The organism is Microbacterium tumbae (assembly GCF_054780175.1).
Map to the genome: position 1 here is coordinate 558,105 of NZ_BAAGWV010000001.1, position 23,999 is coordinate 582,103.

Annotated in this window: 23 protein-coding genes; 5 read left to right on the top strand and 18 right to left on the bottom strand. The window is 68.7% G+C overall.

Annotation, left to right across the window (positions count from 1 at the left end):
- Nucleotides 1-17 precede the first annotated feature (17 nt).
- On the top strand, nt 18-176 hold the full coding sequence (locus ACYVGQ_RS02615; protein ID WP_460782953.1) for a hypothetical protein: 159 nt from the start codon (nt 18-20) through the stop codon (nt 174-176).
- Between the two features lie 39 nt (nt 177-215).
- Entirely contained in the window at nt 216-854 is a 639-nt protein-coding gene (locus tag ACYVGQ_RS02620; RefSeq protein ID WP_460782954.1) for a hypothetical protein, read from the top strand.
- 18 nt (nt 855-872) lie between these two features.
- On the opposite strand, the gene ACYVGQ_RS02625 is transcribed toward ACYVGQ_RS02620, so the two are convergent.
- Together ACYVGQ_RS02625 and ACYVGQ_RS02630 are read right to left on the bottom strand one after the other, a co-directional pair.
- Nucleotides 873-2,108: a glycosyltransferase family 4 protein gene (locus ACYVGQ_RS02625; RefSeq protein ID WP_460782955.1), complete on the bottom strand. Its 1,236-nt coding sequence runs from the start codon at nt 2,106-2,108 to the stop codon at nt 873-875.
- Between the two features lie 8 nt (nt 2,109-2,116).
- On the bottom strand, nt 2,117-3,325 hold the full coding sequence (locus ACYVGQ_RS02630; protein ID WP_460782956.1) for a glycosyltransferase: 1,209 nt from the start codon (nt 3,323-3,325) through the stop codon (nt 2,117-2,119).
- Between the two features lie 255 nt (nt 3,326-3,580).
- On the opposite strand from ACYVGQ_RS02630, the gene ACYVGQ_RS02635 reads away from it, so the two are divergent.
- The gene (locus tag ACYVGQ_RS02635) at nt 3,581-4,162 is read left to right on the top strand and encodes a hypothetical protein (RefSeq protein WP_460782957.1); all 582 of its coding nucleotides are present in this window, start codon (nt 3,581-3,583) and stop codon (nt 4,160-4,162) included.
- 24 nt (nt 4,163-4,186) lie between these two features.
- On the opposite strand, the gene ACYVGQ_RS02640 is transcribed toward ACYVGQ_RS02635, so the two are convergent.
- Entirely contained in the window at nt 4,187-4,597 is a 411-nt protein-coding gene (locus ACYVGQ_RS02640) for an MmcQ/YjbR family DNA-binding protein (protein WP_460782958.1), read from the bottom strand.
- 77 nt (nt 4,598-4,674) lie between these two features.
- Between ACYVGQ_RS02640 and ACYVGQ_RS02645 the strand changes: the two genes are divergently transcribed.
- Nucleotides 4,675-6,021: a DUF2252 domain-containing protein gene (locus ACYVGQ_RS02645; protein WP_460782959.1), complete on the top strand. Its 1,347-nt coding sequence runs from the start codon at nt 4,675-4,677 to the stop codon at nt 6,019-6,021.
- Between the two features lie 6 nt (nt 6,022-6,027).
- Here ACYVGQ_RS02645 and ACYVGQ_RS02650 read toward each other — a convergent pair whose 3' ends face one another.
- The 3 genes from ACYVGQ_RS02650 to ACYVGQ_RS02660 all read right to left on the bottom strand — a co-directional run bounded on the left by ACYVGQ_RS02650 (nt 6,028) and on the right by ACYVGQ_RS02660 (nt 10,280).
- Nucleotides 6,028-7,659 carry a fucose isomerase gene (locus ACYVGQ_RS02650; protein WP_460782960.1) on the bottom strand — a complete coding sequence of 544 codons (1,632 nt, stop codon included), beginning with the start codon at nt 7,657-7,659 and terminating at the stop codon, nt 6,028-6,030.
- A gap of 40 nt (nt 7,660-7,699) precedes the next feature.
- Nucleotides 7,700-9,187: an FGGY-family carbohydrate kinase gene (locus ACYVGQ_RS02655; RefSeq protein ID WP_460782961.1), complete on the bottom strand. Its 1,488-nt coding sequence runs from the start codon at nt 9,185-9,187 to the stop codon at nt 7,700-7,702.
- Between the two features lie 112 nt (nt 9,188-9,299).
- On the bottom strand, nt 9,300-10,280 hold the full coding sequence (locus ACYVGQ_RS02660; RefSeq protein WP_460782962.1) for a LacI family DNA-binding transcriptional regulator: 981 nt from the start codon (nt 10,278-10,280) through the stop codon (nt 9,300-9,302).
- Nucleotides 10,281-10,351: 71 nt separating this feature from the next.
- On the opposite strand from ACYVGQ_RS02660, the gene ACYVGQ_RS02665 reads away from it, so the two are divergent.
- The gene (locus tag ACYVGQ_RS02665) at nt 10,352-11,149 is read left to right on the top strand and encodes a DeoR/GlpR family DNA-binding transcription regulator (RefSeq protein WP_460782963.1); all 798 of its coding nucleotides are present in this window, start codon (nt 10,352-10,354) and stop codon (nt 11,147-11,149) included.
- Nucleotides 11,150-11,176: 27 nt separating this feature from the next.
- On the opposite strand, the gene ACYVGQ_RS02670 is transcribed toward ACYVGQ_RS02665, so the two are convergent.
- The 12 genes from ACYVGQ_RS02670 to ACYVGQ_RS02725 all read right to left on the bottom strand — a co-directional run bounded on the left by ACYVGQ_RS02670 (nt 11,177) and on the right by ACYVGQ_RS02725 (nt 23,992).
- Complete coding sequence (locus tag ACYVGQ_RS02670; protein ID WP_460782964.1) at nt 11,177-12,136, bottom strand: ketose-bisphosphate aldolase; 960 nt, start codon at nt 12,134-12,136, stop codon at nt 11,177-11,179.
- A gap of 10 nt (nt 12,137-12,146) precedes the next feature.
- Complete coding sequence (locus ACYVGQ_RS02675) at nt 12,147-12,803, bottom strand: class II aldolase/adducin family protein (RefSeq protein ID WP_460782965.1); 657 nt, start codon at nt 12,801-12,803, stop codon at nt 12,147-12,149.
- Nucleotides 12,800-14,293, bottom strand: coding sequence for an FGGY-family carbohydrate kinase (locus ACYVGQ_RS02680; RefSeq protein ID WP_460782966.1), 1,494 nt, complete (start codon nt 14,291-14,293; stop codon nt 12,800-12,802). Before ACYVGQ_RS02680 ends, ACYVGQ_RS02675 begins: the two co-directional genes overlap by 4 nt.
- Nucleotides 14,290-15,168: a carbohydrate ABC transporter permease gene (locus ACYVGQ_RS02685; protein WP_460782967.1), complete on the bottom strand. Its 879-nt coding sequence runs from the start codon at nt 15,166-15,168 to the stop codon at nt 14,290-14,292. The genes ACYVGQ_RS02680 and ACYVGQ_RS02685 overlap by 4 nt, the downstream gene beginning before the upstream one ends.
- Before the next feature lie 5 nt (nt 15,169-15,173).
- A complete protein-coding gene (locus ACYVGQ_RS02690; protein ID WP_460782968.1) occupies nt 15,174-16,064 on the bottom strand; it encodes a carbohydrate ABC transporter permease in 891 nt (296 codons plus the stop codon).
- 57 nt (nt 16,065-16,121) lie between these two features.
- The gene (locus ACYVGQ_RS02695; RefSeq protein ID WP_460782969.1) at nt 16,122-17,441 is read right to left on the bottom strand and encodes an ABC transporter substrate-binding protein; all 1,320 of its coding nucleotides are present in this window, start codon (nt 17,439-17,441) and stop codon (nt 16,122-16,124) included.
- 227 nt (nt 17,442-17,668) lie between these two features.
- Nucleotides 17,669-19,177, bottom strand: coding sequence for an FAD-dependent oxidoreductase (locus ACYVGQ_RS02700; protein WP_460782970.1), 1,509 nt, complete (start codon nt 19,175-19,177; stop codon nt 17,669-17,671).
- A gap of 55 nt (nt 19,178-19,232) precedes the next feature.
- Nucleotides 19,233-20,522: an ABC transporter substrate-binding protein gene (locus ACYVGQ_RS02705; RefSeq protein ID WP_460782971.1), complete on the bottom strand. Its 1,290-nt coding sequence runs from the start codon at nt 20,520-20,522 to the stop codon at nt 19,233-19,235.
- 35 nt (nt 20,523-20,557) lie between these two features.
- Nucleotides 20,558-21,430, bottom strand: a complete 873-nt coding sequence (locus ACYVGQ_RS02710; protein WP_460782972.1) for a carbohydrate ABC transporter permease — start codon at nt 21,428-21,430, stop codon at nt 20,558-20,560.
- Nucleotides 21,423-22,385 carry a carbohydrate ABC transporter permease gene (locus tag ACYVGQ_RS02715; protein WP_460782973.1) on the bottom strand — a complete coding sequence of 321 codons (963 nt, stop codon included), beginning with the start codon at nt 22,383-22,385 and terminating at the stop codon, nt 21,423-21,425. Before ACYVGQ_RS02715 ends, ACYVGQ_RS02710 begins: the two co-directional genes overlap by 8 nt.
- A 15-nt stretch (nt 22,386-22,400) precedes the next feature.
- Complete coding sequence (locus ACYVGQ_RS02720) at nt 22,401-23,264, bottom strand: dihydrodipicolinate synthase family protein (protein WP_460782974.1); 864 nt, start codon at nt 23,262-23,264, stop codon at nt 22,401-22,403.
- Between the two features lie 23 nt (nt 23,265-23,287).
- On the bottom strand, nt 23,288-23,992 hold the full coding sequence (locus tag ACYVGQ_RS02725) for a GntR family transcriptional regulator (RefSeq protein WP_460782975.1): 705 nt from the start codon (nt 23,990-23,992) through the stop codon (nt 23,288-23,290).
- Nucleotides 23,993-23,999: the final 7 nt, after the last annotated feature.

Below are 23,999 nucleotides of genomic sequence, written 5' to 3' on the forward strand. Positions count from 1 at the left end.
AGAATAGTGTTTCTGCCATGCTCTTCGTCCTCCTTCTCGCAGCCCTCTCCCTCTGGGCCGTCATCGCCACGCTCATCGAAGTGCGCCGCGACGGGTACCGCGCCCGCGAGACCGACTGGAGCCGCGTCGCCGAGAACGACCGCGGTGCAGGGTCAGGACCGCGCATCTTCTCCTAGGACACCCACGCGTCCCCGAGGGCCGCTATGCTCAGCGGCATGAGCGACCCGCAGCAGCCCCACGTCCCTCCGTACGCCACGGGGGCGCAGCCGCCCGCGCCGCAGACCTACCCTGGCCAGCCCGGCTATGGGGCCCCGCAGGCGCAGCCTGCGTATCCGACGCAGCAGCCCGCATACCAGGCACCGGCGCAGCCCGCCTATCCGGCAGCCACGCAGCCCGCCTATCCGACCGCAGCGTCGCAGCCTGCCTATCCGACCGCAGCGTCGCAGCCCGCATACAGCGCCGCCCAGCCCGCGGCGTCCGCAGCGCCCGGCTACGGCGCCCCACAGGGCTACCCGGCGGCGGCCGCTCCCGCCGGCCCCGGAAACCCTCCCGGACGCATCGGGTTCATCATCGGTCTCGCCGGCCTGGTCGTCGGCCTGCTCTTCAGCATCGTCTCCCAGGTGACGCTCTACAGCGGCGCCTATGAGAGCGTCGGCATCATCAGCGGCATCGGCGGCATCCTCACCCTGCTCACGGCCATCGCTGCCCTCGTGCTCGGCATCATCGGCCTCCGCCGTCGGGGCGCGCCCCTCGCGCAGGCCGGGATCGCCACGGGTCTCGGCATCGCCGGCGTCGCCAGCGGCGTGTTCAGCTTCCTGATCTCCTCGATGAGCGCGATCTTCTACGCCTTCTGATCGGACCGGCCGCTCGGATCACCCCTGCGCGTCGAGAACCCTCTCGTACACCGCGATCATCGCCGCGGTGCGCGACGACTGGCGGAACTCCTCGGCGACCGCGGGCGACGGCTCGGGCGCCGTGCCCGCGGCGATGTCGGACGCCGCGGAGATGAGGGTCTCGGAGAGCGCGGCGATGCGCTCCGGCTCGCCGCCGTCCGCCGCGGGCACGCGCCACAGACCGCTCCCCAGCTCTGCGGCGATGTCCGGGTCGCTGACAACTGAAGGCGTGCCGAGGGTCGCCGCCTCGAACGGCGTCATGCCCTGGGTCTCGAAGCCGATCGAGGTCTGCACGAGCGCATCGGCAGCCGCGATCCGCGCGAGCGTCTCTTCGTAGGTCAGCCGCCCGGCGAAGCGGATGCCGGAGTGCCCTCGCGCGATGCGCTCGGCGGCCGCTCGCTGACCTCCGCCGCCGATCACCTCGATGTCGGCGTCCACCTGCGAGGCGACCACGGCCTCCAGGAACGGGAGCAGCCTCTTCTCCGGGCTCATCCGTCCGAGCCAGACGAATCGCGGGCGCCCTGGCCCTCGGGCAGCGCGCCCGGCCAGGGTGGCCTCTCGGACGTCGTCGTCGATGCCGTTCCAGATCACGTCCACCGGCTCGAACACGCCGTTCCGCTCCAGACGGGCGGCGAAATGGGCGGAAGGCGCTGTCACGGCGGAGGATCCCTGCGCGATCCCGCGCAGATAGGCCCAGCCGTCCAGGCCGGGGACGGAGGAGCCGATCCCGCGCATCGCGAACCGGCGCCACAGGTTCAGCACGGCCAGCGCCGGTCCGTGCAGCGGCGTCACGGCGGCGATGCCGACGTCGACGCGATTGTGCATGGTGTGCACGACCGGGATGCCGTGCCGCTCGGCGAAGCGGTGCCCGGAGAACGCTCCCCAGAAGTCCGCCTGCACGTGCACGATGTCCACGGGAGGGCGCCCGGCGAAGGCACGGTCGAGGAGGCGATCGGTCCTCCGCCCCGGCCAGGTCATCGAGTACTCGCGGTCGAGGGTGATCGGGATCGACGGCATGTCGATATGCCCCCGGTCCCGCTGCGTCCGCTCGGGGGTGCGCCCGGCATCCGCTCCCCCGCGCTCGACGTGCATGCGCGGGGCGACGACCGTCACCGTGTGGCCGGCGTGCTCGAGGAATCGCCGCTGCAGCCGCATCGACACCTGGGCGCCGCCGAGCGACTCCAGATGCTGATCGCCGAACAGGACGATGTGCATGGCCAGGCCTACTCCGGCAGCGGGGCGTCGCGGTACAGGGCCTCGAAGGTGTCCAGTGTGCGGTTGATGTCATGCACGGCCACGCCGTCCAACGACGCGCGCTGCATGCGCTCGTACTCCGCGGGAGACGCCGTCAGGACGTCCGTGAGCCGCGCGGCGAGCTCGTCGGCGTCCCCCGGTGTGAACAGGTGGCCGTTCTCCCCGTCGTGCACGAGGTGGGGCAGGGCGACGGCGTCCGCTGCGACGATGGGCAGCGCGGAGGCCATCGCCTCCATCGTCGCGATCGACTGCAGCTCGGCGATGGACGCGATCACGAACAGGCTGGCCCGCGAGAGCAGGGCCCGCAGGTCCTCGTCCGTGGTCCGCCCGTGGAACGTGACGCGGTCGCCGAGCCCGAGCTGGCCGGCGAGGTTCTCGAGCTGCTTGCGCTGGTCGCCGCCTCCGACGATGTCGAAGTGCACGTCGAGGGCGGGGTCGAGGCGGGTCATGGCCTGCAGGATCACCTCGACCTGCTTCTCGGCGGTGAGGCGGCCGACGAAGATGATGCGGTTCTTCTCCCGCGGCGCGATGACGGGGGTGTACTGCGTGCGGTCGATGCCGCAGCTGACGGGGATGACGCCGGAGACCTCGACCGTGCGCTCCAGGAAGTCGGCGGCACGACGCGTCGGCGTCGTGACGGCGCGCGTGAGGTCGAAGGTGCGCTTCGCATCCGCCCAGGCGAACTTCAGCACCAGATCGTCGATGAACTTCGGCATCGTGGTGTGGTCGAGGATGTTCTCGGCCATGACGTGGTTCGTCGCGATGACCGGGATGCCGCGTTCGTGCGCGACGCGGGAGAGCCCGCGCCCGATGACGATGTGGGACTGGATGTGCACGACGTCGGGACGGACCGCGTCGAGCACCTTCCTGGCGTAGTGCTTCGCGCGCCACGGCCAGACGAAGCGCAGCCAGTCGTGCGGCGCCCAGCGGATGGACGGGAGCCGGTGCAGCGTCATCGGCTCCCCCTCGATGACCTCGGTGCGGGGCTTCGCCGTGCGGTACGCCTGGTTGGGGGCGACGACGTGCACATCGTGGCCCCGCTGCACGAGACCCGCGGCCAGGCGCTCCGCGAAGCGCGCGGCGCCGTTGATGTCGGGGGAGAACGTGTCGCACCCGATGAGGATCTTCAGCGGACGGGGAGGGTTCGACGCATCGGTCGGATCGTCTGATGAGGTCACGGGATGCTGCCTTACGGTCTGGCGGCCATGGGAGAGCCTGGGTCGGGCGGACGCCACTCTACCGGAGCGCCCTGGCCGCCCACCGGAGGCGGGCCGGGCACCGCCCACGCGGCCTCTCCCGAGCGTCGCGACCCCTTCCCGCTCGCCGGGACTCTCCCGCTCCAGGAGACCCCCTCGCACCGACGTCGAGGGCAGGAGCCCCGGCGACGGGGAGGGTCTCGGCGAACCCGAAGGGGGCTGCCCTACCGTGGAGGCATGCGCCTGACAGCATCCGCAGATCCGAAGCAGTGGGTTCCGGTCGCCTGGCCGGCGGCCCGAGGCGGCGGCCGGCATCGACGCGCGGCCATCCGGCTGCTCCAGAGGCAGGGCGATCAGGCCTGGTCGCAGGCCATCGGTCCCGGCCGGCGGGCCGTTGGATGGCTCATCCGGCGCCTCCTGCCGCGAGCGATCCATGCGATGGACGGGCGGATGCTGGTCTGGGCGTGGAAGGACGCCCCCGAACGACTGGTGGTGACCGCGAGCGTCCAGGAGCTCACGACCCAGCTGCGCACGGCCCGCGCGATGATGCCGATGGAGTACGACGACACCGAGGCCTTCCCGAGTCCGCTCGGTCTCGGCGAGCGGCTCGTCCTTCCGCATCCGCCGGAGCCGAACGCCTCGCCCCTGGCCCTCTACACCTGGGACACGGGCACACTCCTCGTGACCGCCACGGCGCTCTGCACCGACCCCGCGATGCTGGGCGAGGTGCTCCCGGCGCTCGACGAGCTCGCCCGCGGCATCCGCCTCGACGAAGGCGACGACATCGCGCCGGAGGTGATCCGGCTGCCCCAGGCATGATCGCTCGCCTCTTCGGGCTGATCCTCACTCGAGGCCGCGCTCGGCGAGCCACTCCCGCGCGAGCCGCGCGGGAGCCCGTGCCAGCCAGGCGTCGGAGAGGATCTCCGCGAGTCGTCCGCTGTCCACGGCGTCGAGAATCACGAGGACCGCCGGGTACCCGTCGAAGTGCGGGATCGTGAAGAGCCGTTCCGGCTCGGCGGCCAGAAGCGCCTCCTTCTCGGCGATGCTCGTCACCCGCACCCCGAGCACGGGGCCCCTGGGCCAGGAGCGTCCGAGCTCGGCGAGCTGTCCGAGGTCCGTCGTGCTCGGGCCCCGGATCCAGGCGATCTGTCCGCTCCCCAGCCGCCACGACGGCTCCCCGGTATGGCCGCCGGCACGCTCCTCGACGCCTGGCAGCGCCAGCGCGATCTCGCGTGCGTCCTCGACGGTCGCCATCACCCCATCGTCCCGCACCTGCGCACTGCCGGCAACGAGCACTTCCCGGGCCGCGACCGCCCTGCCAGGATGGGCGGATGAGCACAGCATGGTCGCGCCCGGCCTCCCGCGCAGAGCTCCTTGAGCGCGGACGGCTGATCCGGGCTCAGCTCCCCCGTGAGGAGCTCGCGATCCTCTCCGTCGGCGAACGCGATCCGCTCGGCATCCTCGCCCAGCAGGATGCCGAGCGCGTCCCGGAGCTCGTGCCGCTGCGCACCGAACGGATGTCGGCGAGCCCGTTCGCGTTCTACCGCGGTACGGCGGCGCTGATGGCCGCCGACCTCGCCGATGCCCCGCATTCCGGCATCCTGGTCGCCTCCAGCGGCGACGCGCACGTCTCGAACTTCGGGTTCTACGCCTCGGCGTCGCGCGATCTGATGTTCGATCTGAACGACTTCGACGAGGCGGCGTGGGCGCCCTGGGAGTGGGACCTCAAGCGTCTCGTCGGGAGCGTGGTCGTCGGCGGGCAGGCTTCCGGACGCGACGATGCGGTGATCCAGAACGCCATCGGGGCGGCCGTCATGGGATACGTCCGCGGCATCCGCAGCGTCAGCGAGCTGAGTCCGACGGCGCGGTACTTCACGCATTTCGACGTCGCGTCGACGCGCACCCTGCTGGACCGCGAGGCGCGGCACGCCATCCGCACCTCTGTGAAGCGGGCGCGGAAGCGCACCGGCGAGCGCGCCGCGCGCCGACTGACCGAAGTCGACCCCGACGGCCGACGGCGAATCGTGCGCGTGCCTCCGACGACCGTCGACGTCGAACCGGAGGCGCTCGAGAGCGTCCACCGGCTCATCGACGAGTACCGTCGCACGGCCGGCGCCGACATCGCCCTGCTGCTCGAGCACTACACGCTCTCCGATGTCGCCAGGCGAGTCGTCGGCGTGGGCAGCGTCGGCACGCGCTGCTACCTCGTCCTGTTCCAGGACGGAGAGGACAACACGCTGCTCATGCAGCCCAAGCAGGCCTCTCGCAGCGTGCTCGTCGAGTACGGCCGGATGCCGCAGCCGAAGGCTCTCCAGAACCTCATCGAGGCAGAGGGCGAAGGTGCGCGGGTGGTGTCGATGCAGCGGATCCTGCAGGCGCTGTCCGATCCGTTCCTCGGTCACTTCCGCGGACCGCACGGCGACTACTACGCCAGGCAGTTCCATGACATGAAGGGCGGCATCGACGTCGAGGAGCTCGACGACGGCCCTTTCGAGACCTACGCGCGGGCGTGCGGAGCGACGCTCGCCCGCGCGCACGGGCAGTCCGAGACGGCCACCATCGTCGCCGGATACATCGGCGGCGGCCGTACGGTCACCGCCGCCCTGCGGGAATGGGCGTACGCGTACGCCAGGATCTCGCTGAGCGATCACGAGAGGTTCCGGGCGACTCGCGTCTGAAGCGGATCAGACCGCCACGTCCCCCACGAGGTTCACCTTGATGCCCATCCCCGCGAACATCGCAGCCTTGGCGATGAGCGCCCTGTCCGCCGTCTCGGCGTCCGGCGCGTAGACGAGCTGGGCGTGGTTCGCCTTGTGGCGGGCCATGAACTGGTCGCGCGAGACGCCGTGCAGCACGACGTGGGCGATCGGCCACTCCGGGTTCGTGGCGTCCTTGCGGCGCTGGGTCTCCTCCGCGGGGAGCTCGACGACGGATGCCCGGAAGATGTCGGCCTGCAGGACGCCGTCGGCGATGAACACACGGCTCAGCACGATCTCGCCGGGCTGGGAGACGCCGTTGATCGTCGCGCCGCCCGCAGGGAAGAACACGTGCCCCTGACGCCATCCCTCGGCCTTGTCCCAGCCGCCGAGATGGGATGCCGGCACCGAGCCCGAGATCTCGTACACCCAGACGAACTCTCCGTCGTAGTCCTCGCCCCAGCGCACGTCGTGCAGGGTGTTGTCCGGCACGAGTCCCATCGCACGCCACACCCGGTCGGTGACGAGCGCATCGACGGCGACCCCCTCGTCCGCCTCGTTGAAGTGCGGGAAGGCACGGCCCTCGTGCAGCACGCGCGAGCCGTCGCGCGAGGTCACCGGCGGACGCTCGGTGGAGTTCAGGATGCCCTCGGCGAGGTCGGAGGCCGGAACCAGATCCTTCAGGCCCTGCTGGTACTGGATGCCGACCGCGTCGAGGCCGAAGTCGTCGGCGATGCGGAGCGCGGCGATGTACATCTTCAGCTGCCACTGCACCTGGTCGCGGGTGAGCTCGGTCGCGGCATCCGCGCCGTAGCGGAAGGTCATCCCCCTGTCGATGAGCCACTCGTAGGCGGAATCCGCCTCCGCATCCGTCACGGTCAGCATCTCCGCGTACAGGGCGGACTGCGACAGGCGCTCCTTGTAGATGCCGGTCTGGTTGAGCAGCTCGTCGTCGAAGATCGCGTTGTACATGCCCATGCAGCCCTCGTCGAAGACGCCGATGATGGCCTTCTCGTCGCGCAGCTGCACGGCCAGCGCCTCGCCCAGCCGCTTCTCCGGCGAGTCTGGCAGCTCGGGCAGCGCACGCACGTGCGAGACGTCGTGCGTGATCGTCCCGGTCTCGGTCCACTCCCGGATGCCTGCGATGAACCAGTCGTCGGCGAAGTCCACCGACCAGGTCGTCGCGTAGGGCTTGCCCATCTTCGTCAGACCCGCGTTGAGCCCGAGGAGGCCGACGAGCCCCGGCCAGTCCCCGGCGAAGTTCGCCACCGTGAGGATCGGGCCCTGATGGGTGCGGAGCCCGGCGAGCACGTGGTGCGAGTACTGCCAGTTGGCCGTGGCCACGATGAGCGGCGCATCCACCGGGATCTTCGTGAAGACCTCCATGCCCATGCGCTGACTGGAGATGAAGCCGTGGCCGGTCTCCGGGTCGACGCCGAACGGCCGGACGACGCTCCAGCCGAGCCCTTCGAGCACGCCGGTCACGCCGGCCTCCAGCTCGACCTGCGTCGGCCAGCCCGCGACGTTCGCCGACTCGCGGAGGTCTCCGGAGGTGATGAGGTACGCGGTCCTCGGGGCGAGGGCGGGGCGGGACGAGAGAACGGGGAGGGTGTAGCTCATGATGTGTCTCCGATGTGTGTTGCGGTCTGGGGGCCTGCGGTCAGGCGGTGCGCCGGTCGGCGGCGAGTTCGTGGACGACGTCCTTAGTCGCCTCGTACAGCCGCGCATAGCGATCGAAGAGGGCGTCGTAGAGATCGCCGAGCGCGGGGTCGGGGGTGATCACCTGGGCTATGGGGTTCCAGTCGGCGATGTGGGGCTCCTCCCCCTCGCCGGCGACGGCGGATGCCGCGAGGAACGCCGCCCCGTAGCTCGCGCCGATGGTCGTCTCGGGGACCTCCTGGACGAGACCGGTGACATCCGAGACGATCTGCAGCCAGAGCCGTCCCTGCGTACCGCCGCCGACGGCGACGATGCGGCGGATGTCCGCACCGGCCGCGCGCATGGTCTCGACGTTGTGCCGCACGCCGAGCGCCGTGGCCTCGAGCGCCGCACGGTAGAGATCCCCCCGGCCGTGTTCCAGGGTGAGCCCGGCGACCACGCCGCGCGCGTCAGGGTCCTGGATCGGCGTGCGCTCGCCCGCGAAGTACGGCAGCATCAGCAGGCCGCGGGCGCCGGGCCCGGACTCCTCGGCCTCGGCGAGCAGCTGCGGATAGTCCGCATCCGTGAGATCCCTGAGCCAGGCGGTCAGCGCACCGGACGTCGACAGTCCGCCCGCCAGGTTGCGGGTTCCGGGGAAGGCTCCGACCGTCGTCCACATCGAGGGCGTGCGCAGCGTCCGCGTGCCGGTGGCGACGAGGAACATGGTCGTGCCGTACATGAGCATGAGGTCGCCGGCGCCGTGCGCGCCCACGCTGACGGCCTCGGTCCAGGCATCGATCGTGCCGATGATCACCGGCGTCCCCGCGGGGATCCCCGTGATCCCGGCCGCCGCGTCCGTGACCGTGCCGGCGATCTCACCCGCCCAGCCGAGCGCCGGCTGTGCGATCGTCGCCGCGTACCGCTCCCACCACGGGTCGTGCCACCTCTCGCCCTCGATCTCGTAGAGCGGGGACGTCTGGCTGGCGGACTGGTGATCGAGCGCATAGGCGCCGGTGAGGCGACGGGCCAGCCACGAGGCGGGCATGAACAGGCGGCGGGCGCGGGCGAAGGCGTCCGGCTCCTCGTCGGCCACCCAGGCGATCTTCGCTCCGGCCGCCTGGGAGGTGAGCGCGGATCCGCCGATCCTGGTGATCTCCTGCGCGCCGAGCTCCGCGGTCATGCGATCGATCTGCGCCACGGCCCGCGTATCGACCCCGTAGAGGATCGCCGGCCGCACGGGGACGTCTTCCTCGTCCGCCAGCAGGACGCAGGGTCCCATGCCGCTGACGCCTACGCCGGCGATCCCGGCCTCCGGCATCGCGGCACGCAGCTCCCGGGCGATCGAGACGAACTCGTCCCACCAGATCCCGGCGTCCATCTCCACCCAGCCGGTGCGGGGGCGGCTGACATCGTGCGCACGCGAGGCGGATGCGACGATCGAGCCGTCCTCGGCGACGAGCACGCCCTTGGTGCTCGACGTGCCGACGTCGACGCCGATGGTGCAGCGCATGGGCGTCCTCCTCGATCCCGGATGCTTCCCCCCAGGGTACGCGAAATCGATTTCACGTTGCAAGCCGAGAACGGACGCGACCGGTCAGCGCCCGGCAGGCGCCGGACGATCGTCAGCGCTGCGCGCTGGCGGCCTGGAGCTCGCCCCCGAGCACGACCGTACGCGCGGGCTGCGCATCTCCGCGGATGCGCTCGAGGAGCATCCGAGCGGCGGTGACGCCCATCTGCCGCGCGGGAAGCCGCACGACGGTGACAGCGGTCGGGGACAGCGTCGTGAAGGGGAGCGAGCCGATCACGGCGACGCCCACGCGGGGCGGGGTGAGACCGTGCTCCGTCAGCACCTGGATCGCGCCGACGCCGATGAGGTTGTTCCCCGCCACCACGGCGTCCGGCGGCTCGGGGAGCGCGAGGAGCTCCTCCATCGCCGCACGCCCGCCGTCCACGCGGAAGGTCGAGAAGCGCAGCAGGCGATCGTCCGCATCCCGATCCGTCGCCGCGAGCGCCTCGCGCCACCCCGCGGCCCGCTCCGCGGCCGTGTCGATGTCCCCCGGACCGCCGATGTACGCGATGCGGGTGTAACCCGCATCGATGAGGCTCCGCGTCGCCGTGTCGCCGGCCGCACGGTTGGCCATCACCACGCCGTCGACATCCTCCGGGACACGGCGGTCGACGGCGACCACCGGCCGCCCCGTGGCGAGGATGCCCGCGAGCTCGGAGCGCTCGGACGCCGTGGCGATGACCACCCCCGACATGTGCTCCGCGACCGCGATGCCGAGATAGGCGGCCTCCTTCTCGAGGACGGAGTCCGAGTTGCAGAGCACGACCGAGTAGCCGGCCTCGGAGGCGATGTCCTCGACGCCGCGCGCCATCTCCGTGAAGTAGGGGTTCTCGATGTCGGGGATGATGAGCCCGATCACCTCGGAGCTCTGACGCCGCAGCGTCCGCGCCGTGCGATTCGGCACGAACTTCAGCTGGGCGGCGGCGGCCCGCACCGCGTCGACCTTCTCCTCCGACACGTTCGTCCCGTTGAACACGCGCGACACCGTCGCCGGCGAGACGCCGGCCAGCGTCGCGACGTCGTAGATCGTGGCCATGATGCGCTTCACTGTAATCGATCCGCTCCTGCCTCCCCGCTCCGCACGGTTCCCGCACTACGCTGATCTGCATGCCGGAGTGGTCGCAAGCAGTCCCTGCGACGATCCGGCGCGAGCAGATCGTCTCCATCGTGGAGCGCCAGGGGTTCGCCCGCGTGCTGGAGCTCAGCCGCGTCCTCAGCGTCTCCGAGGTGACGATCCGCAGCGATCTCGATCTGCTCGCCAGCGAGAACGTGATCCAGCGCGTGCACGGCGGCGCGATCTCCGGGATCAAGTCCACCGCGCATGCGCCCGACTACGAGCGGGCTCTGACGCGCGCCGTGACCGAGAAGCGACGGATCGGGAACGCCGCGGCCGCGATGGTCGAGAGCGAGATGGCGATCCTCATCGACGCAGGCACGACGACGCTGGCGCTCGCCCGCGCCCTCCGCGCCAGGGACGATCTGCGCGGCGTGATGGTGTTCACGAACTCGCTCACGATCGCCCTCGAGCTGGGCGTGGCGGAGCCCCATCAGATCACCGTCGTCGTCACGGGCGGCACGGTGAGCTACAAGCAGCGCTCGCTCACCGATCCGCTCGGCGACATGTTCATCGGCTCGGTGCACAGCGATCTGTGCTTCATCGGCTGCAACGGCGTCTCCGAGCGCGGTTTCACCAACTCGAGCCTGCCCGAGGTGACGATCAAGCGACGCTATCTCGACGCGGCGGAGCGGCGGATCGTGCTCGCGGACAGCTCGAAGATCGGCAAGAGCCAGGTCATTCAGGTCGCACCCCTCGACCGCATCGATCTGCTGATCACCGGTTCCGAGGCGCCGGAGGACGGACTTCAGTCCTTGCGCGAGGCGGGACTGACGATCGAGCTCGTCTGACGGCGCCCGGTCCGCGCCCGCCGCGCGTCATGCCCTGCCGGCGGAGCCGAACTCCCGCATCCTCCTGCGCACCATCGCCTCGAATCCCGCGATCGCCGGCCGCAGCAGCTCGCTCGGCTCGACCACCGACGGATTCTCGTCGAGGAACGTGCGCAGCGCCGCGGTCCACGCCAGGTGCGAATCCGTGCCCTGGTTCACCTTCCGGATACCCGCCTGGATCCCCGCCGCCTTCTGCTCCGGGGAGATGCCGTAGGAGGGCGTGACCCGGCCGCCGTGCGCATTGATCGCCGCGACGGCGTCCTCCGGAACCGAGGAGGAGCCGTGCAGCACGAGGAAGGTTCCGGGCAGGCGGCTCCTGATCTCCGCGATCAGCTCGAGCCGCAGCCTTTCCCCGCCCGCCGCGTCGGTGAACTTGACCGAGCCGTGGCTGGTCCCCACGGCGACGGCGAGCGCGTCGACATCGGTCGCGGCGACGAAGTCCACCGCCTGCTGGGGATCGGCGAACACGATCTCCTCGAGGACGCCGGCGACGCCCGCCTCCGCCCCGCCGATCGTGCCCAGCTCGCCCTCCACGCTCACCCCGGCGGGGTGCGCGCGATCCACCACCCTGCGCGTGAGCGCGACGTTGGCGTCGAACGACGAGGGCTGATCCGTTCCGGGATCGCGACTGGCGTCGATCATGACGCTCGTGAAGCCGTGCGCGATCGCGCGCGCGCAGTCCTCGTACGTGCGTCCGTGATCGAGGTGCAGAACCGCGTCGACATCCGGATAGTCGTCGATCAGACGGCGCAGGCGCATCCACCATCGCGACTCGTCGTCATAGGCCGACATCCCGGCGATCGACTGGACGATCACGGGGGAGCGCTCGGCCGAGGCGGCGTCGAGCACGGCGATCGCCTGGTCCAGGCTCGAGACGTTGAAGGCGCCGACCGCGTAGCCGCCGGCCTCCGCGTCCGCGAGCACCTCTCGGAGGGTGCGAAGAGACATCCGCCGCCCCTCAGAGCGACTCGGTGATGCCGAGCGTGGCGTAGTCGAGCACGATCGGATCGTCGGTGAGGGCGCCGGCGTAGGCCTGCACCTTGGCGGCGGACTCGACGGCCACGCTCGTCTTGAAGGCGTCCCGGAGATTCGTCCCGACGGTGAGAAGACCGTGGTTGGCCCACACGACCGCGTTGAGGTCGCCCATCACATCGCACATGTGCTCGCCGAACTCGGTGTTGTTGCTGAGCTCGAAGGGCATGATCGGGACGTCGCCCTTCGTGTAGATGACCATGTTGACGAGGGTCCCGCGGATCGGCGATCCGACGACGCCCCAGACGTTGGAGAAGACGGGCTCGGAGTGCACGATCGCGTTCACGTCCGGGCGGCGCCTGTAGATCGCCATGTGGACCGTGACCTCGCTCGACGGTCCGAGACGGCCCTCGACGAGCTCGCTGTCGCCGTTGACGAGCACGATGTCCTCCGGGGTCATGCGGTCGTACTCCAGGTCCGTCGGGGTGATGAGGAATCGGTCCTCCACCCCCGGCACGCGCAGGGAGATGTTGCCCTGGGTGTTGAAGTTCAGCCCGTACTCCATCGATCGCAGGCAGTAGTCGAGGATCTCCTTGCGGGCGGCGTCCAGGTCGAAGCCGATGTTCGGCGCGGTGGCGGTCATGACATGTTCTCTTTCTGGTGGGTGGCTGACGATGAGGACAGGTGCGCGGCGATCGGCCGGGTGAGGTCGTAGAGATCGGCATAGGCCCGCTGCTGGCGCGCGTACCAGTCGCTCAATGCGGCGTCGGGGGATGCGGGCTCCGAGATCGGGTCCGGCCGCAGACCGTCCGGGTCCTCGCCCAGGGCGCGCAGGGCGAGCATCGCCGCTCCACGCGCGGAGGCGTCGGAGGGGACCGGGACGAGCGGCACGCCCGCGGCGTCGGCCCGGGCGTGCAGCGCCGCACGGTTCTCGGCGCCGGCGCCGCTCACGCGGATCTCGCCCACCGGGATCCCCCGATCGGCGAACGCGTCGATGATCTTGCGGAACTCGTAGCCCGCGCCCTCCACCACGGCGCGCGCCAGTTCGGCGGCGGTCGTCTCCAGTGTGAGGCCGTGCACGGCGCCGCGGGCCCGCGGGTCGTTGTCGAGCGTCCCTGAGCCGGCGAGATAGGGGAGGAAGAGCAGGGCCGGCGGCTCCCCCGCCATGTGCCCGAAGACATCGGCGACGTCCCGGTCGAGGAGGCCGGCCAGCCACTCCAGGGCCCAGCCGCCGGCCGCCGTGCCGGCCAGCGTCACCCAGAGCCCGTCATGGACCCGGTAGCTCGCGAATCCCGTCCCCTCCAGTCCGTCGGGCCGTGCGGCCGTGCCGACCGTCAGGCAGTCGCTCGATCCGAAGGCGATGACGGAGCGCACCCCCGCGGCGCCGCCGGCGCCGAGGAAGGCGGCCGCCTGATCGTGCGTCCCGGCGACGAGCGGCGTCCCCTCCGCCAGACCGGTCGCGTCCGCCGCGGCCCCCGTGATCCTCCCGATCACCTCACCCGCCGCGTGGACGGCGGAGAGGCGCTCGGCGCGGACCCAGGGGGCGATCGACGCAGCGGCCGCGAGCAGCTCTTCGCTCCATCGCCCTGCGTCGACGTCGAGAAGGCCGAAGCGCGCCGCCTGCCCGAGATCGATGCCGGCCACGCCCGTCCAGCGCTGCGCGAGGAGGTCGCCGACGCAGCGGAACCCGGCGGCGCTCCGCCAGCCCTCCTCTCCCGCCATGACCTTGAAGACCGAGAACATGCCGTGCAGCGGCTGACCGGTGACCCGGGCGAAGCGCCGCGCCCCGACGACGCGCCCCAGCGCCTCCGCCGGCCCCGCACCTCTCGTGTCCATGCTGACCGCGATGCGCGCGAGCGGCGCGCCGGCCACGTCGACCGGGACGACGGCCTCGCCGAGCACCGAGAGCCCCACAGCGCGGACGGGATCGCCCTCCCGCTCCGCAGCGGCTGCGGCCTCCCGCAGCATGTCCTCCGCTGCCGAGATCAGCTCGACGGGATCGAGTTCCACGCGCCCGCGCCCGTCCCGGAGGAGCGTGAGTCGCCGAGCGGACGAGGCCAGCGCCCGGCGGTCGATGCCGAAGGCCATCGCGCGGATGCCGCTGGTGCCGAGGTCGAGTCCGATCACGCTCATTTGATCGCCCCCGACAGGCCGTTCACGAGGTACTTCTGGATGAACAGGAACAGCACGACGACGGGCACGGAGATCAGCACGAGGATCGCGAAGAGCGCACCGGGCTGGGAGAGGTACATGCCCCGATAGGCGAGGGGAACGAGCGTCAGCGGCTTCAGCGCGTTGTCGCCCAGCGTCACCAGCGGCAGCAGGAAGTCGTTCCAGCTCATCATCGTCTGCCAGACCGCCACCACGGCGAGCGCGGGCTTTCCCAGCGGCAGGTAGATCCGCCGGAAGATCTGCCAGGAGCTCGCTCCGTCCAGACGCGCGGCCTCATAGGTCTCCAGGGGGATCGCGAGATAGGACGTCCGGATGATGATGACGGCGAAGGGGAGACCCAGCGCGGTGTAGACGAGCACGAGGCCGGCGAGGTTGTTGTAGAGCTGCATCGACTGCAGGATCCGGAAGGTCGCCACGACGATGCTCGACATGGGCAGGATCAGCGCGAGGATGAGCACGCCGAAGATCACGGCCTTGAGCGGCACGCGCAGACGCGCGAGGGCGAAGGCGGCCATCGAGCCGAGGAGGCAGACGAGCAGCACCGACGGCACGGTGATGAGCAGACTGTTCAGCAGGTGGAGCAGGATCGGGTTCTGGTCCCAGATGGCGAGATAGTTCTTCACGCTGAACTCGGCGGGGAGCATGCCGAAGAACTGCGTCGTCGGATTGTCCGAGGGCATCATCGACAGGCCGACGACCATGATGATCGGCACGAGCCACAGCAGCGCCAGCGGCACGAGGACGAAGTGGAGCCACCCGACCCGACGGCCGGGCGCGCCATGGCGATGCCGTTCGCGACGCCCCTCGGGGACGATCAGGGTCCTGGTCTCGCTCATGGCGCTCATCTCTCGTCTCCCGTGATGAATCCGGCGCCGAAGACCCGCACCATCGACAGCGAGCTCACGACCGCGACGACGAGGAGGACGACGCTGATGGCCGAGGCGTAGCCGACGTCCTGCAGCTGGAAGGCCTGGAGGAACGCGAAGGTGGGCAGCATCTCGGAGGCGTGGTTCGGTCCGCCCTGGGTGAGCACGTACACGAGCTCGAAGGTCTTGAGCGATCCGATGATCCCGAGGAGGACGAGGGAGAGCGTCGTCGACTTCAGCAGCGGGAAGGTGATCCGGACCATCGTCTGGAATCCGTTGGCTCCGTCGATCCGGGCGGCCTCCATGAGACTGGGATCGATGAGCTGGAGGCCGGCGAGGTAGAAGAGCATCGAGAAGCCCGTCCACATCCACACGTTCACGAAGATCACGGCGAAGATCGCCGTGGACGGATTGGTCAGATAGTCGCCGCCGAGGAAGCCGATCCCGGTGGCCTTGCCGATGCTCGCGAGGACGCCGCCCCAGGGGTCGAGGATCCGCTGCCAGACGATGCCGACGACCACCGGGGAGAGGATGGCGGGGATGAAGAAGATCGCGCGGTAGACCGTGCTCCCGCGCAGTCCCTGGTTCAGGGCGACGGCCAGGAGGAAGCCGATGACCCCCTGCGGGATGATCGTGAGGACGATCCAGAACGCCGAGTTGCGCAGCGTGATGAGGAAGGTCGGGTCCTGGAACAGCCGGACGTAGTTGTCGAGCCCCACGGGCGTCCCGACGTTCACGCCGTCCCAGTCCAGCCCGCTCGCCTGGACGTTGTAGAAGATGGGGTAGACGACGAACACCGCGAACAGGATCAGGGCGGGGGCCAGGAAGGCGAATCCCACCAGGCGTTCTCTGGTCAGCATCCTCATGCATGCGCTCCTCTCCGGTGGGGCCCGGCGTTCGCCGGGCCCCACGAGAACGGGATGTCAGTCCAGCGAGTCCTGGACGGACTGCACCGACTCCGCGGCCTCCTGCGGCGTGGAGTCGCCCGTCGCGATCGCGGCGAGCGCATCGGCCACCGCCTGGTCGAGGGCGGGGGACTCGAAGTACCGCGAGTACTGCACGCTCGGCAGCCACTCGTCGACGAAGAGGTTCCAGATCTCCTCCTGCTTCTCGCTCGTGAACTCCTCGGGGGCGAGCCCCGTGACGGCCGGCACGTCGTTCATGGTGTTGACCAGCTTCTGCGCGCCGGCGCCCGCGATGAAGTCGGTCAGCACCTTGCAGGCCAGTTCGGGGTTCGCGGTGTCCTTGGCGATGCCCAGGCTCACGTCGATCCCGCCGACGAACTGCGCCTCGGACGCCCCGCCGGGGATCGTCGGGAAGAGGAAGGGCTCGTATCCCGACATGCCCTCGGACAGCGGCGGGATGTCGGTCTTCGTCGGATCCGACTGCTGGATCCACCAGGCGCCGAGCGGGATCATCGCCGCGTTCCCCGCCTCGAACTGGTTCACCGCGGAAGGATAGGCGTCCAGGCCGATCGCACCGCTCTGGGCGATGCCCTCGGAGAAGAGCCTCCCCCAGTAGTCGAAGGCCTCGACGATCTCGGGGTCGGTCCACGAGGCCGAGCCGTCCTCCGCCTCGTACACCCTTCCGGGGGCGATGTTGTTCGCGATCTGCAGGAAGACGACGTTGCGCAGCCAGGAGTCCTTGGCCGGGAGGAGGAACGGGGCGTAGTCCTCGCCCTTCATCGCCTCCGTCACCTGGACCAGCTCGTCCCAGGTCTCGGGGATGCTCAGCCCCTCCGACGCGAAGATCTCGGAGTTCGCCCAGAGGTTGACCGTCTGGGTCAGGATGGGCAGCGAGTAGAAGTTCTCATCGCCGTCCGGGTTTCCCATCCTCGCCTGCTCGATGCCGATCGGATAGAACCGGCTCTGCCAGTCCTCGCCCCAGGTCTCGGCGGCGCAGTCCTGCAGCGGCATGAGGTGGTCCCGGTACTGCTGGGTCAGCGCCCCGGGCTGCAGCCCCAGCACGTCGGGCATCGTGTTCGAGCTGGCTCGGCTCTGGAGATCGACGAGATACTCCGGATAGTTGAAGATCGTCGCATCGATCTTCGCCCCCTCGTTCTCCGCCTGGAAGGCGTCGATCATCTGCTGAGTCGTCTGCTCGATCGGGCTCCAGGAACGGAACGTCACCGTGTCGTCTGACCCGTTCCCGGATGCCTGTGGCGCAGCGCCTCCCGCGCACGCGGTCATGCCCAGGGCGGCCACGACGGCCACCGCGCTCGCAGTGCTCCTCTTGAGCTTCATCTGCAAACCCCTTACGTCGCTGTAAAAGTCTCCGGCGGGCGCCGGCGGCTATCAGCTTAGGTTTGCTTGCGTATTGAGCGCGATGACTTCGGGATAGTTCCTCGAAAGTCTTGTCTATTTTGTGTTTTCGTATCGCCTGATCTTCGATTTCGAAAGTGCACGCGAACGCATCAAACGAGAAGGGTGGGGCCGCCGCAATCCACGACGACCCCACCCTTCTCACCGCGTCACAGACGCGGGGCGACCCCCGTCAGGGCACCAGGGAAGTACAACCCTGTGATCTTCCCTTCCGACAGCGCCTTCTCATTGGCCGCCGCAGCAGCCGCCTGCTCGCGCTCCACCTTCTCCGGATCGCGGCGGAGCGACGCCTTCTGCTCCAGCAGGACGCGCTCCACCGCCGAGTAGGGCACCTTGCGAGGACGTTCATCCCGCAGCGCAGCCTGGCTCGCCAGCGCACCGGCCGCGTGCCCGATCCCCATCGCACCGCCCTGCGTGCGCAGCGATCCGTGCGCCTCATGCGTGGCGGAAATCGCGCGGCCCGCCATCACCAGCCCGTCGAGACGAATCGGGATAAGCGTGCGCATCGGGATGTCGTAGGAGTCCTCGGGATCCGTCCACACCCCGCCACCCGCGTAGCCTTCCTTGCCTTTGAGGTTGTGGATGTCGATGGGGAAGTACCCGCGAGCGACGACATCGTCGAACTTCCGCCCGTGCAGAACGTCCTCGCCGGTGATCACGTACTCCCCCGTGATGTGCCGTGATTCTCGGATGCCGACCTGAGTTCCCGTGCCCGCCAGGTACGCGTTCTCAAACCCGGGCACATGCTTGACGATATATGCTGCCAGGCTCATCACCTGCTTGCGCCCGTCGATCTCCCCTTCGGTGAGGGATTCCGCCGAACGTCCGTCGATACCGGCTATGCGCGTGGAGTTGAAGTGGATGAGACCGGGGTGAGTGGTGGTGAGGAACAGGATCGAATCGCGTCCGAGATACAACTCGCCGCTCTCCAAGCCCTCGCCGACGAGGTCCAGGAAACCCTGTCCGACGAAGTGCTCCTGTTGGAGTTCCTCAGCGAAGGGCTGCAGTGCGACCATCTCCGAAGCCCACTCGAAGTTGTCGAGATGACTGTCCATGTACTCCTTGAGCCGACGGGTATCCACGTTGGCCATGTCGAACATGAGTGTGGACGGCTGCGAGACCCCGTGCTCGTTCCCCACGGTGTGCTCGGCGCCGGCGAGGGCGGCCACGTCCCCGTCACCGGTCGCATCGACCACGACTTTCGCCGTGTAGAGGCGCTTGCCGGACTTGTTCGTCACTTCGACGCCGCACACGGTATTCCCCTCGACCACGACGTCCGAGACGAAGGAGTGGAACAGGATGTCGACCCCGGCCTCCTGGAGCATCTGGATCGCAGTCCACTTGTAGTGCTCGCGGTCGTAGAAGCCGAGATACGCACCGCTGCCGTGCGGATTCGTGCAGCGCAGATGACCTGTGGATCCTCCGGCCCGGCGCATACGTTCCACGAACTCCTCTGGGATCCCCGCGATCACCCGCTCATCACCGAAGTGCATCGGTGAGATCGGGCCGAGCCAGGCCGAGGTGGCCATTCCTCCAATAAACCCGTACTTCTCGATGATGAGCGTCTTCGCACCTGCGCGCCCGGCTGCGATGGCCGCCATGTTTCCGGACGGCCCCCCGCCGCAGACGATGACGTCGTAGTCGTTCGTGTCAGTCACTGGATTCCTTCTTTCTCTGGGAGTGGGCTGCGAGAACAGAGCGGGTCCGAGCCGGTCACTTGGCGTTGTAGTCATCCGCCACACGCTGGAGGATCGTCGCCGCGTCGCCGTCCTGGAAGACGATCTCCTGGGCGCCGGTGACGAGACTGTCGGACAACTCGGAGAAGTTCTCCGAAACGGGATTGGGACGCCCGTATTCACGCACATAGTCAAGCCAGGAGCTCAACTCGTCTGCGTTGGGCAGCGCCTGCACGGCATCCGATTCATAGACGCTGGAAAGCACAGGGAGCACGCCCGCGGCGGCGAACTTCTCCTGTGAGGCCGCTGAGGTGTAGAACTCGATGAAGTCCCAGGCCGCCTGCGGGTTGGAGGCGTTCGCTCCGATGGTCATCGTCTGCCCGGCGATCGGGGTCTGCATCGGCTTCGACGGGTCATCAGACGGCAGCGGCGCAGTCTTCAGGTTGTCTCCGATGCCGTCGCCGGAGCGGGCGGCGGCCACACGGTAGGACCCCTCGATCGCCATTGCGATCGTCCCGGCCTTGACGCCGTTGACGACCTCGTCGGCACCCATGCTGAGGACCTCTTCGCCGAAAGCACCCGCGTCCTTCCAATCGATGAAGGTCTGCATGCTCGCCGCGCCGGCCGCGTCCGCGAAGACAGCCTCGTCCCCGTCGAGGATCTCGCCGCCATTGTTCCACGTGAAGGGGATGAACTTCTCCACGAAGTCCGCTCCGAGCCCGGCGTTCGAGAATCCCACCCCGAGTCCGGTGACCCCGGTCTTCTGCAGCGCCGCCGCAGTCTGGCCGATCTCGTCGAGAGTCGTCGGAACCTCGAGGCCGGCATCGTTCAGCAGGTCTTCGCGGTACCAGAGGAGCCAGGCGCGGATCTCCCAGGGCATCGCCATGATCTCGCCATCGAAGGTCACGCCGTCGACAGGGAAGAGGAAGTCGTCGCCGAGGGCTTCGATCGCGGGCTCAGCGAACTCGGTGATCGGCTGGACCGTCCCGGCCGCCACATGCATCGGCAGCTGATTCGAGTAGACGTTCAGCAGGTCCGGGCCCTGTCCGCTCGCGGTGGCTTTGATGACCTCGGCGTCGATCTTCGCGTAGTTGATCGAGCGGACCGTGACTTCCGGGCCGTCCGTCTGGGCGTTGTAATCGGAGACGATCTCCTTCAGCGCGGCGCCACGCGGGTCGTCTGCACTGCTGGGGTCCAGGAAGATCCACAGCTCGAGCGGATCGTCTGCCCCGGCGTTCGGCGTGCTGGACGAGCAGGCGACGGCGGAGAGGGCGAGTGCGGAGGCGAGCGCAACAGCCGCTGCGCTGCGGAAGGTGCTTCTACTCATCGGGAAAACCTTTCTTGGGGAAGAGCCGACCGCAGTCAGCCTTTGGTGGCGCCAGCGGAAAGGCCGGCGACGATGCGACGCTCCATGAGAATGAAGACGAGGACGAGGGGGATGATCGATACCACGACGGCGGCGGTCAGCTGACCCCAGACAATGCCGTACTGCGAGAGGTAGTTGTAGAGCCCGACGGCGACGAGCCGCTTGTCGTCGGAGGAGATCATCGTGGAGGCGATGAGGAAGTCGTTCCAGACGTAGACGAACGAGATCACCGCCGCCGCCGCGATCCCGGGCACCGCCAAGGGGAAGATCAGCTGGACCATCACGCGAAAGTGCGAGGCGCCATCCACCCGGCCCGCCTCCTCGATCGAGTCCGGGATGGACTCGAAGAAGCCCTTCAGCATCCAGATCACGGTGGGGATCTGCCATGCCGTGTAGATGACGATCATGACGGCATAGGTGTCGTAGAGCCCGAGGTTCACGGCGAGGAAGTAGAGCGGGACGAGGATCGCGATGCCGGGAATCATGCTCGTCACGAGGATGAGCAGGAGGCTCGTCGTCTTCCCACGGAACCGGAAGCGCGCTGCGGCGTACGCCCCGAAGATCGCGACGACGATCGTGGCGACGACGGTGAGCCCGGCGACGAGAAGGGTGTTTCCGAGGTATAGGGGCACCTTCGATTCGAAAAGGACGAGTCGGTAGTTCTCCAGCGTGAACGCCGCCGGAATCCACCCCTGGTCGGAGAGCGTTGCGCTCTCCGACTTGAACGAGGTGCTCAGCCCCCAGAGGATCGGGATGATCGCGAAGGCGGATGCCGCGACGAGCGCGACATAGATCAGCGGGTTCGTCCGCCGACGACTGTGCCCCTTCCGGGGTGTGCCGGGGACGGTGACGGCATAGGTGTCAGTCATTGCGCTCGCTCCTCAGCAGACGGATGTACGCGGCGCCGAACAGGATGTTGAAGGCGAACAGCACCACGCTGTACGCGGCTCCCAGGCCCAGGTTGAAGAATTCGAAGCTCTGCTTGAACGCCGCCAGCGAAAGGAGGTTGGTGCCGTCCAACGGACCACCGCCGGTGAGGGTGTAGACGAGGGTCACCATGTTGAAGTAAAGGAGAGTGAGCTGGATGGCGACGACGAACAGCGTCGGCTTCATCAACGGCAATGTCACCTGGGTGAACCGCCGGAACGGACCCGCGCCATCCACCTCCGCCGCTTCCTTGAGCTCTTCCGGGATGGTCTGCAGAGAGGCCAGGCAGAGGATCGTCGCCAGAGGATAGCTGATCCACACGTTGACGACGATGAGCAGGATCATCGCCAGGACCGGGTTGGCGAGGAAGTCCACCCGACCGAACGGCAGGTCTCCTAGGCCGAGCGCACCGTAGTCCGGGTTCACGAGCCACTTCCACAGCAATGCCGCGACCGTCTGCGACACCACCCAGGGCATGAGGATCATCACCCGGAAGATGCGGCGTCCGTGAACTTGCTGATTGAGGAGGTTCGCCAGCCCGAGGCTGAGTGGGACGGCGATCACGAGGGAGCCGATGACGTAGATGCATGAACGCGCGATCTGTCCCAGCCCCTCGGGTGAGGTGAAGATCCGCAGGAAGTGGGCGAAGCCGTTCACATCCCCCACGTTCATGTAGGAGGTGTCGTGCATGCTGAGGTTCACCGCATACACGATCGGGAAGATCGAGACGATAGCCACGATCACGATCGACGGCAGGATCAAGCCCCAGGAGAGGCCGATCGGCGAGCGGTCCCCGACACCGCGCCCGCGACGTCGGGGCGTCACCCCCCGGCCCGACCCCGACCCGCGGTCGGCGCTGGTGGGCTCCACGACCTCTGGATGGACAACGATGGCCATCTTCTTCTCCTCGACTCAGGTGGCGTTGACGGGTGTATCCGGGGAGAGCAGCGCCAGAACCTTCCGGATCTGCTCGCGATGCTGAGCGTCGACAGGGTCGATCGCCATGCGACAGCCTGACGATCGAATCAGCCCCTGCTCGAGCTGCGAGAGCTTCAGCCCCGCGATGCTCGTCCCGAGGATGGGAACGACCGCATCGACCTGGGCCGAAGCCCGTCCTATCGCTTCCTGATCGTCTCGTTGGATCGCATCGGCCAGGGCGACGAAAGGCGCTGGCGTGGATGAGGAGACCCCGGAGACGATTCCGGCCCCGCCTGCTGCGAGCACCTCTCTCAGGAGACCGTCGTTGCCCGACAGGATGACACGACCCGGTGCGGCGAAGGCGAGCTCGGCGAGATAATCTGTACCGGCGATCGAGATCTTCGCGCCCGCCAGATCGAACTCCTCGATGATGCGCACGGCATCCACCGCGGGCAGATGCACGCCGGTCCGGTCCGGAAACAGGTAGAGGAAGAACTCGCTTCCCGGAGCGGCGTCCTGCGCCGACCGCACCTGAGCCCGCACACCGTCGACGCTGGCGGGCATATAGAACGGCGTCAGGATGGACAGCTTCGAGATCCCGAGCGAGGCCGCGTCCGCCGTGAGTCGCGCCGTCTCCCATGGGGAGGCCGCGCCCACATGGGCGACGACCCGATCCGCGCCGGCCACAGCCACGGCCTCGGCGAGCAATTGCCTGCGTTCCGAAGGCGTGAGAGCAGCGAACTCCCCCGTGGTGCCGTTCACGAAGACGGCATCCACCCCGCCATTCAGCGCGTGCTGGAAAACGCGCACGGTGGATGCGATGTCGAGCGCGCCGTCTGGGTGGAACGCGGTGGTCACCGCACTGTAGATGATCGGCCGCATTATCGGCCTCCCTCCAGGTCGCTCTGTTGGGACATGCGCGCAACGGCGGTGAGCAGGCGGGACCGCGACCCAAGGAGGTGTTCCTGCAGGGTAACGAGGGCCTTGTCGAGTTGCCCAGCGCGCATCTGATCGTGGATCTCGAGGTGGGATTGGTACGAGGGACCGAGGTCCACGTCCTCCGCGGTGGTGAGTTCGAGAAGAACTTCGAAAGTGGGCGAGTACTGGCCCCAGACCTGGCGAAGACGGCGGTAGCCGCCGATCTCGTAGAACGTGTCGTGGAACGCCATGTCCGCATGTGCGAAGCCGAGATGGTCTCCGGACTCTGCAGCAGCATGCATCCGGACAAGCGGGTCGCGAGCGAGGTCCCATGCCGACTCCGGAGCGGTCGCGGCGACGCGCAGCGCCATCAGCTCGACGGCCTCGCGCACGGCGTAGAGCTCTTCGATGTCACGCGTGGTCAATCCGCGCACGAACACGCCGCGCCGACGGCTCTCGACGAGCCCCTCGGCCTCGAGCTGCGCGAGCGCATCGCGGATAGGCCCCCGGCTCACTTGGAAATTCGCCGAGAGCTGCGATTCCACCAGATGCGCCCCCGCGGGAATCTTCCCGGTGATGATCAGCACACGCAGCTGTGCGACCACTTGGTCGCCCAACCCGTGCTGTTGCGCGGCGAGCACGTTTCCCGCGAGTCCGAGCTTGTCCACATTGACC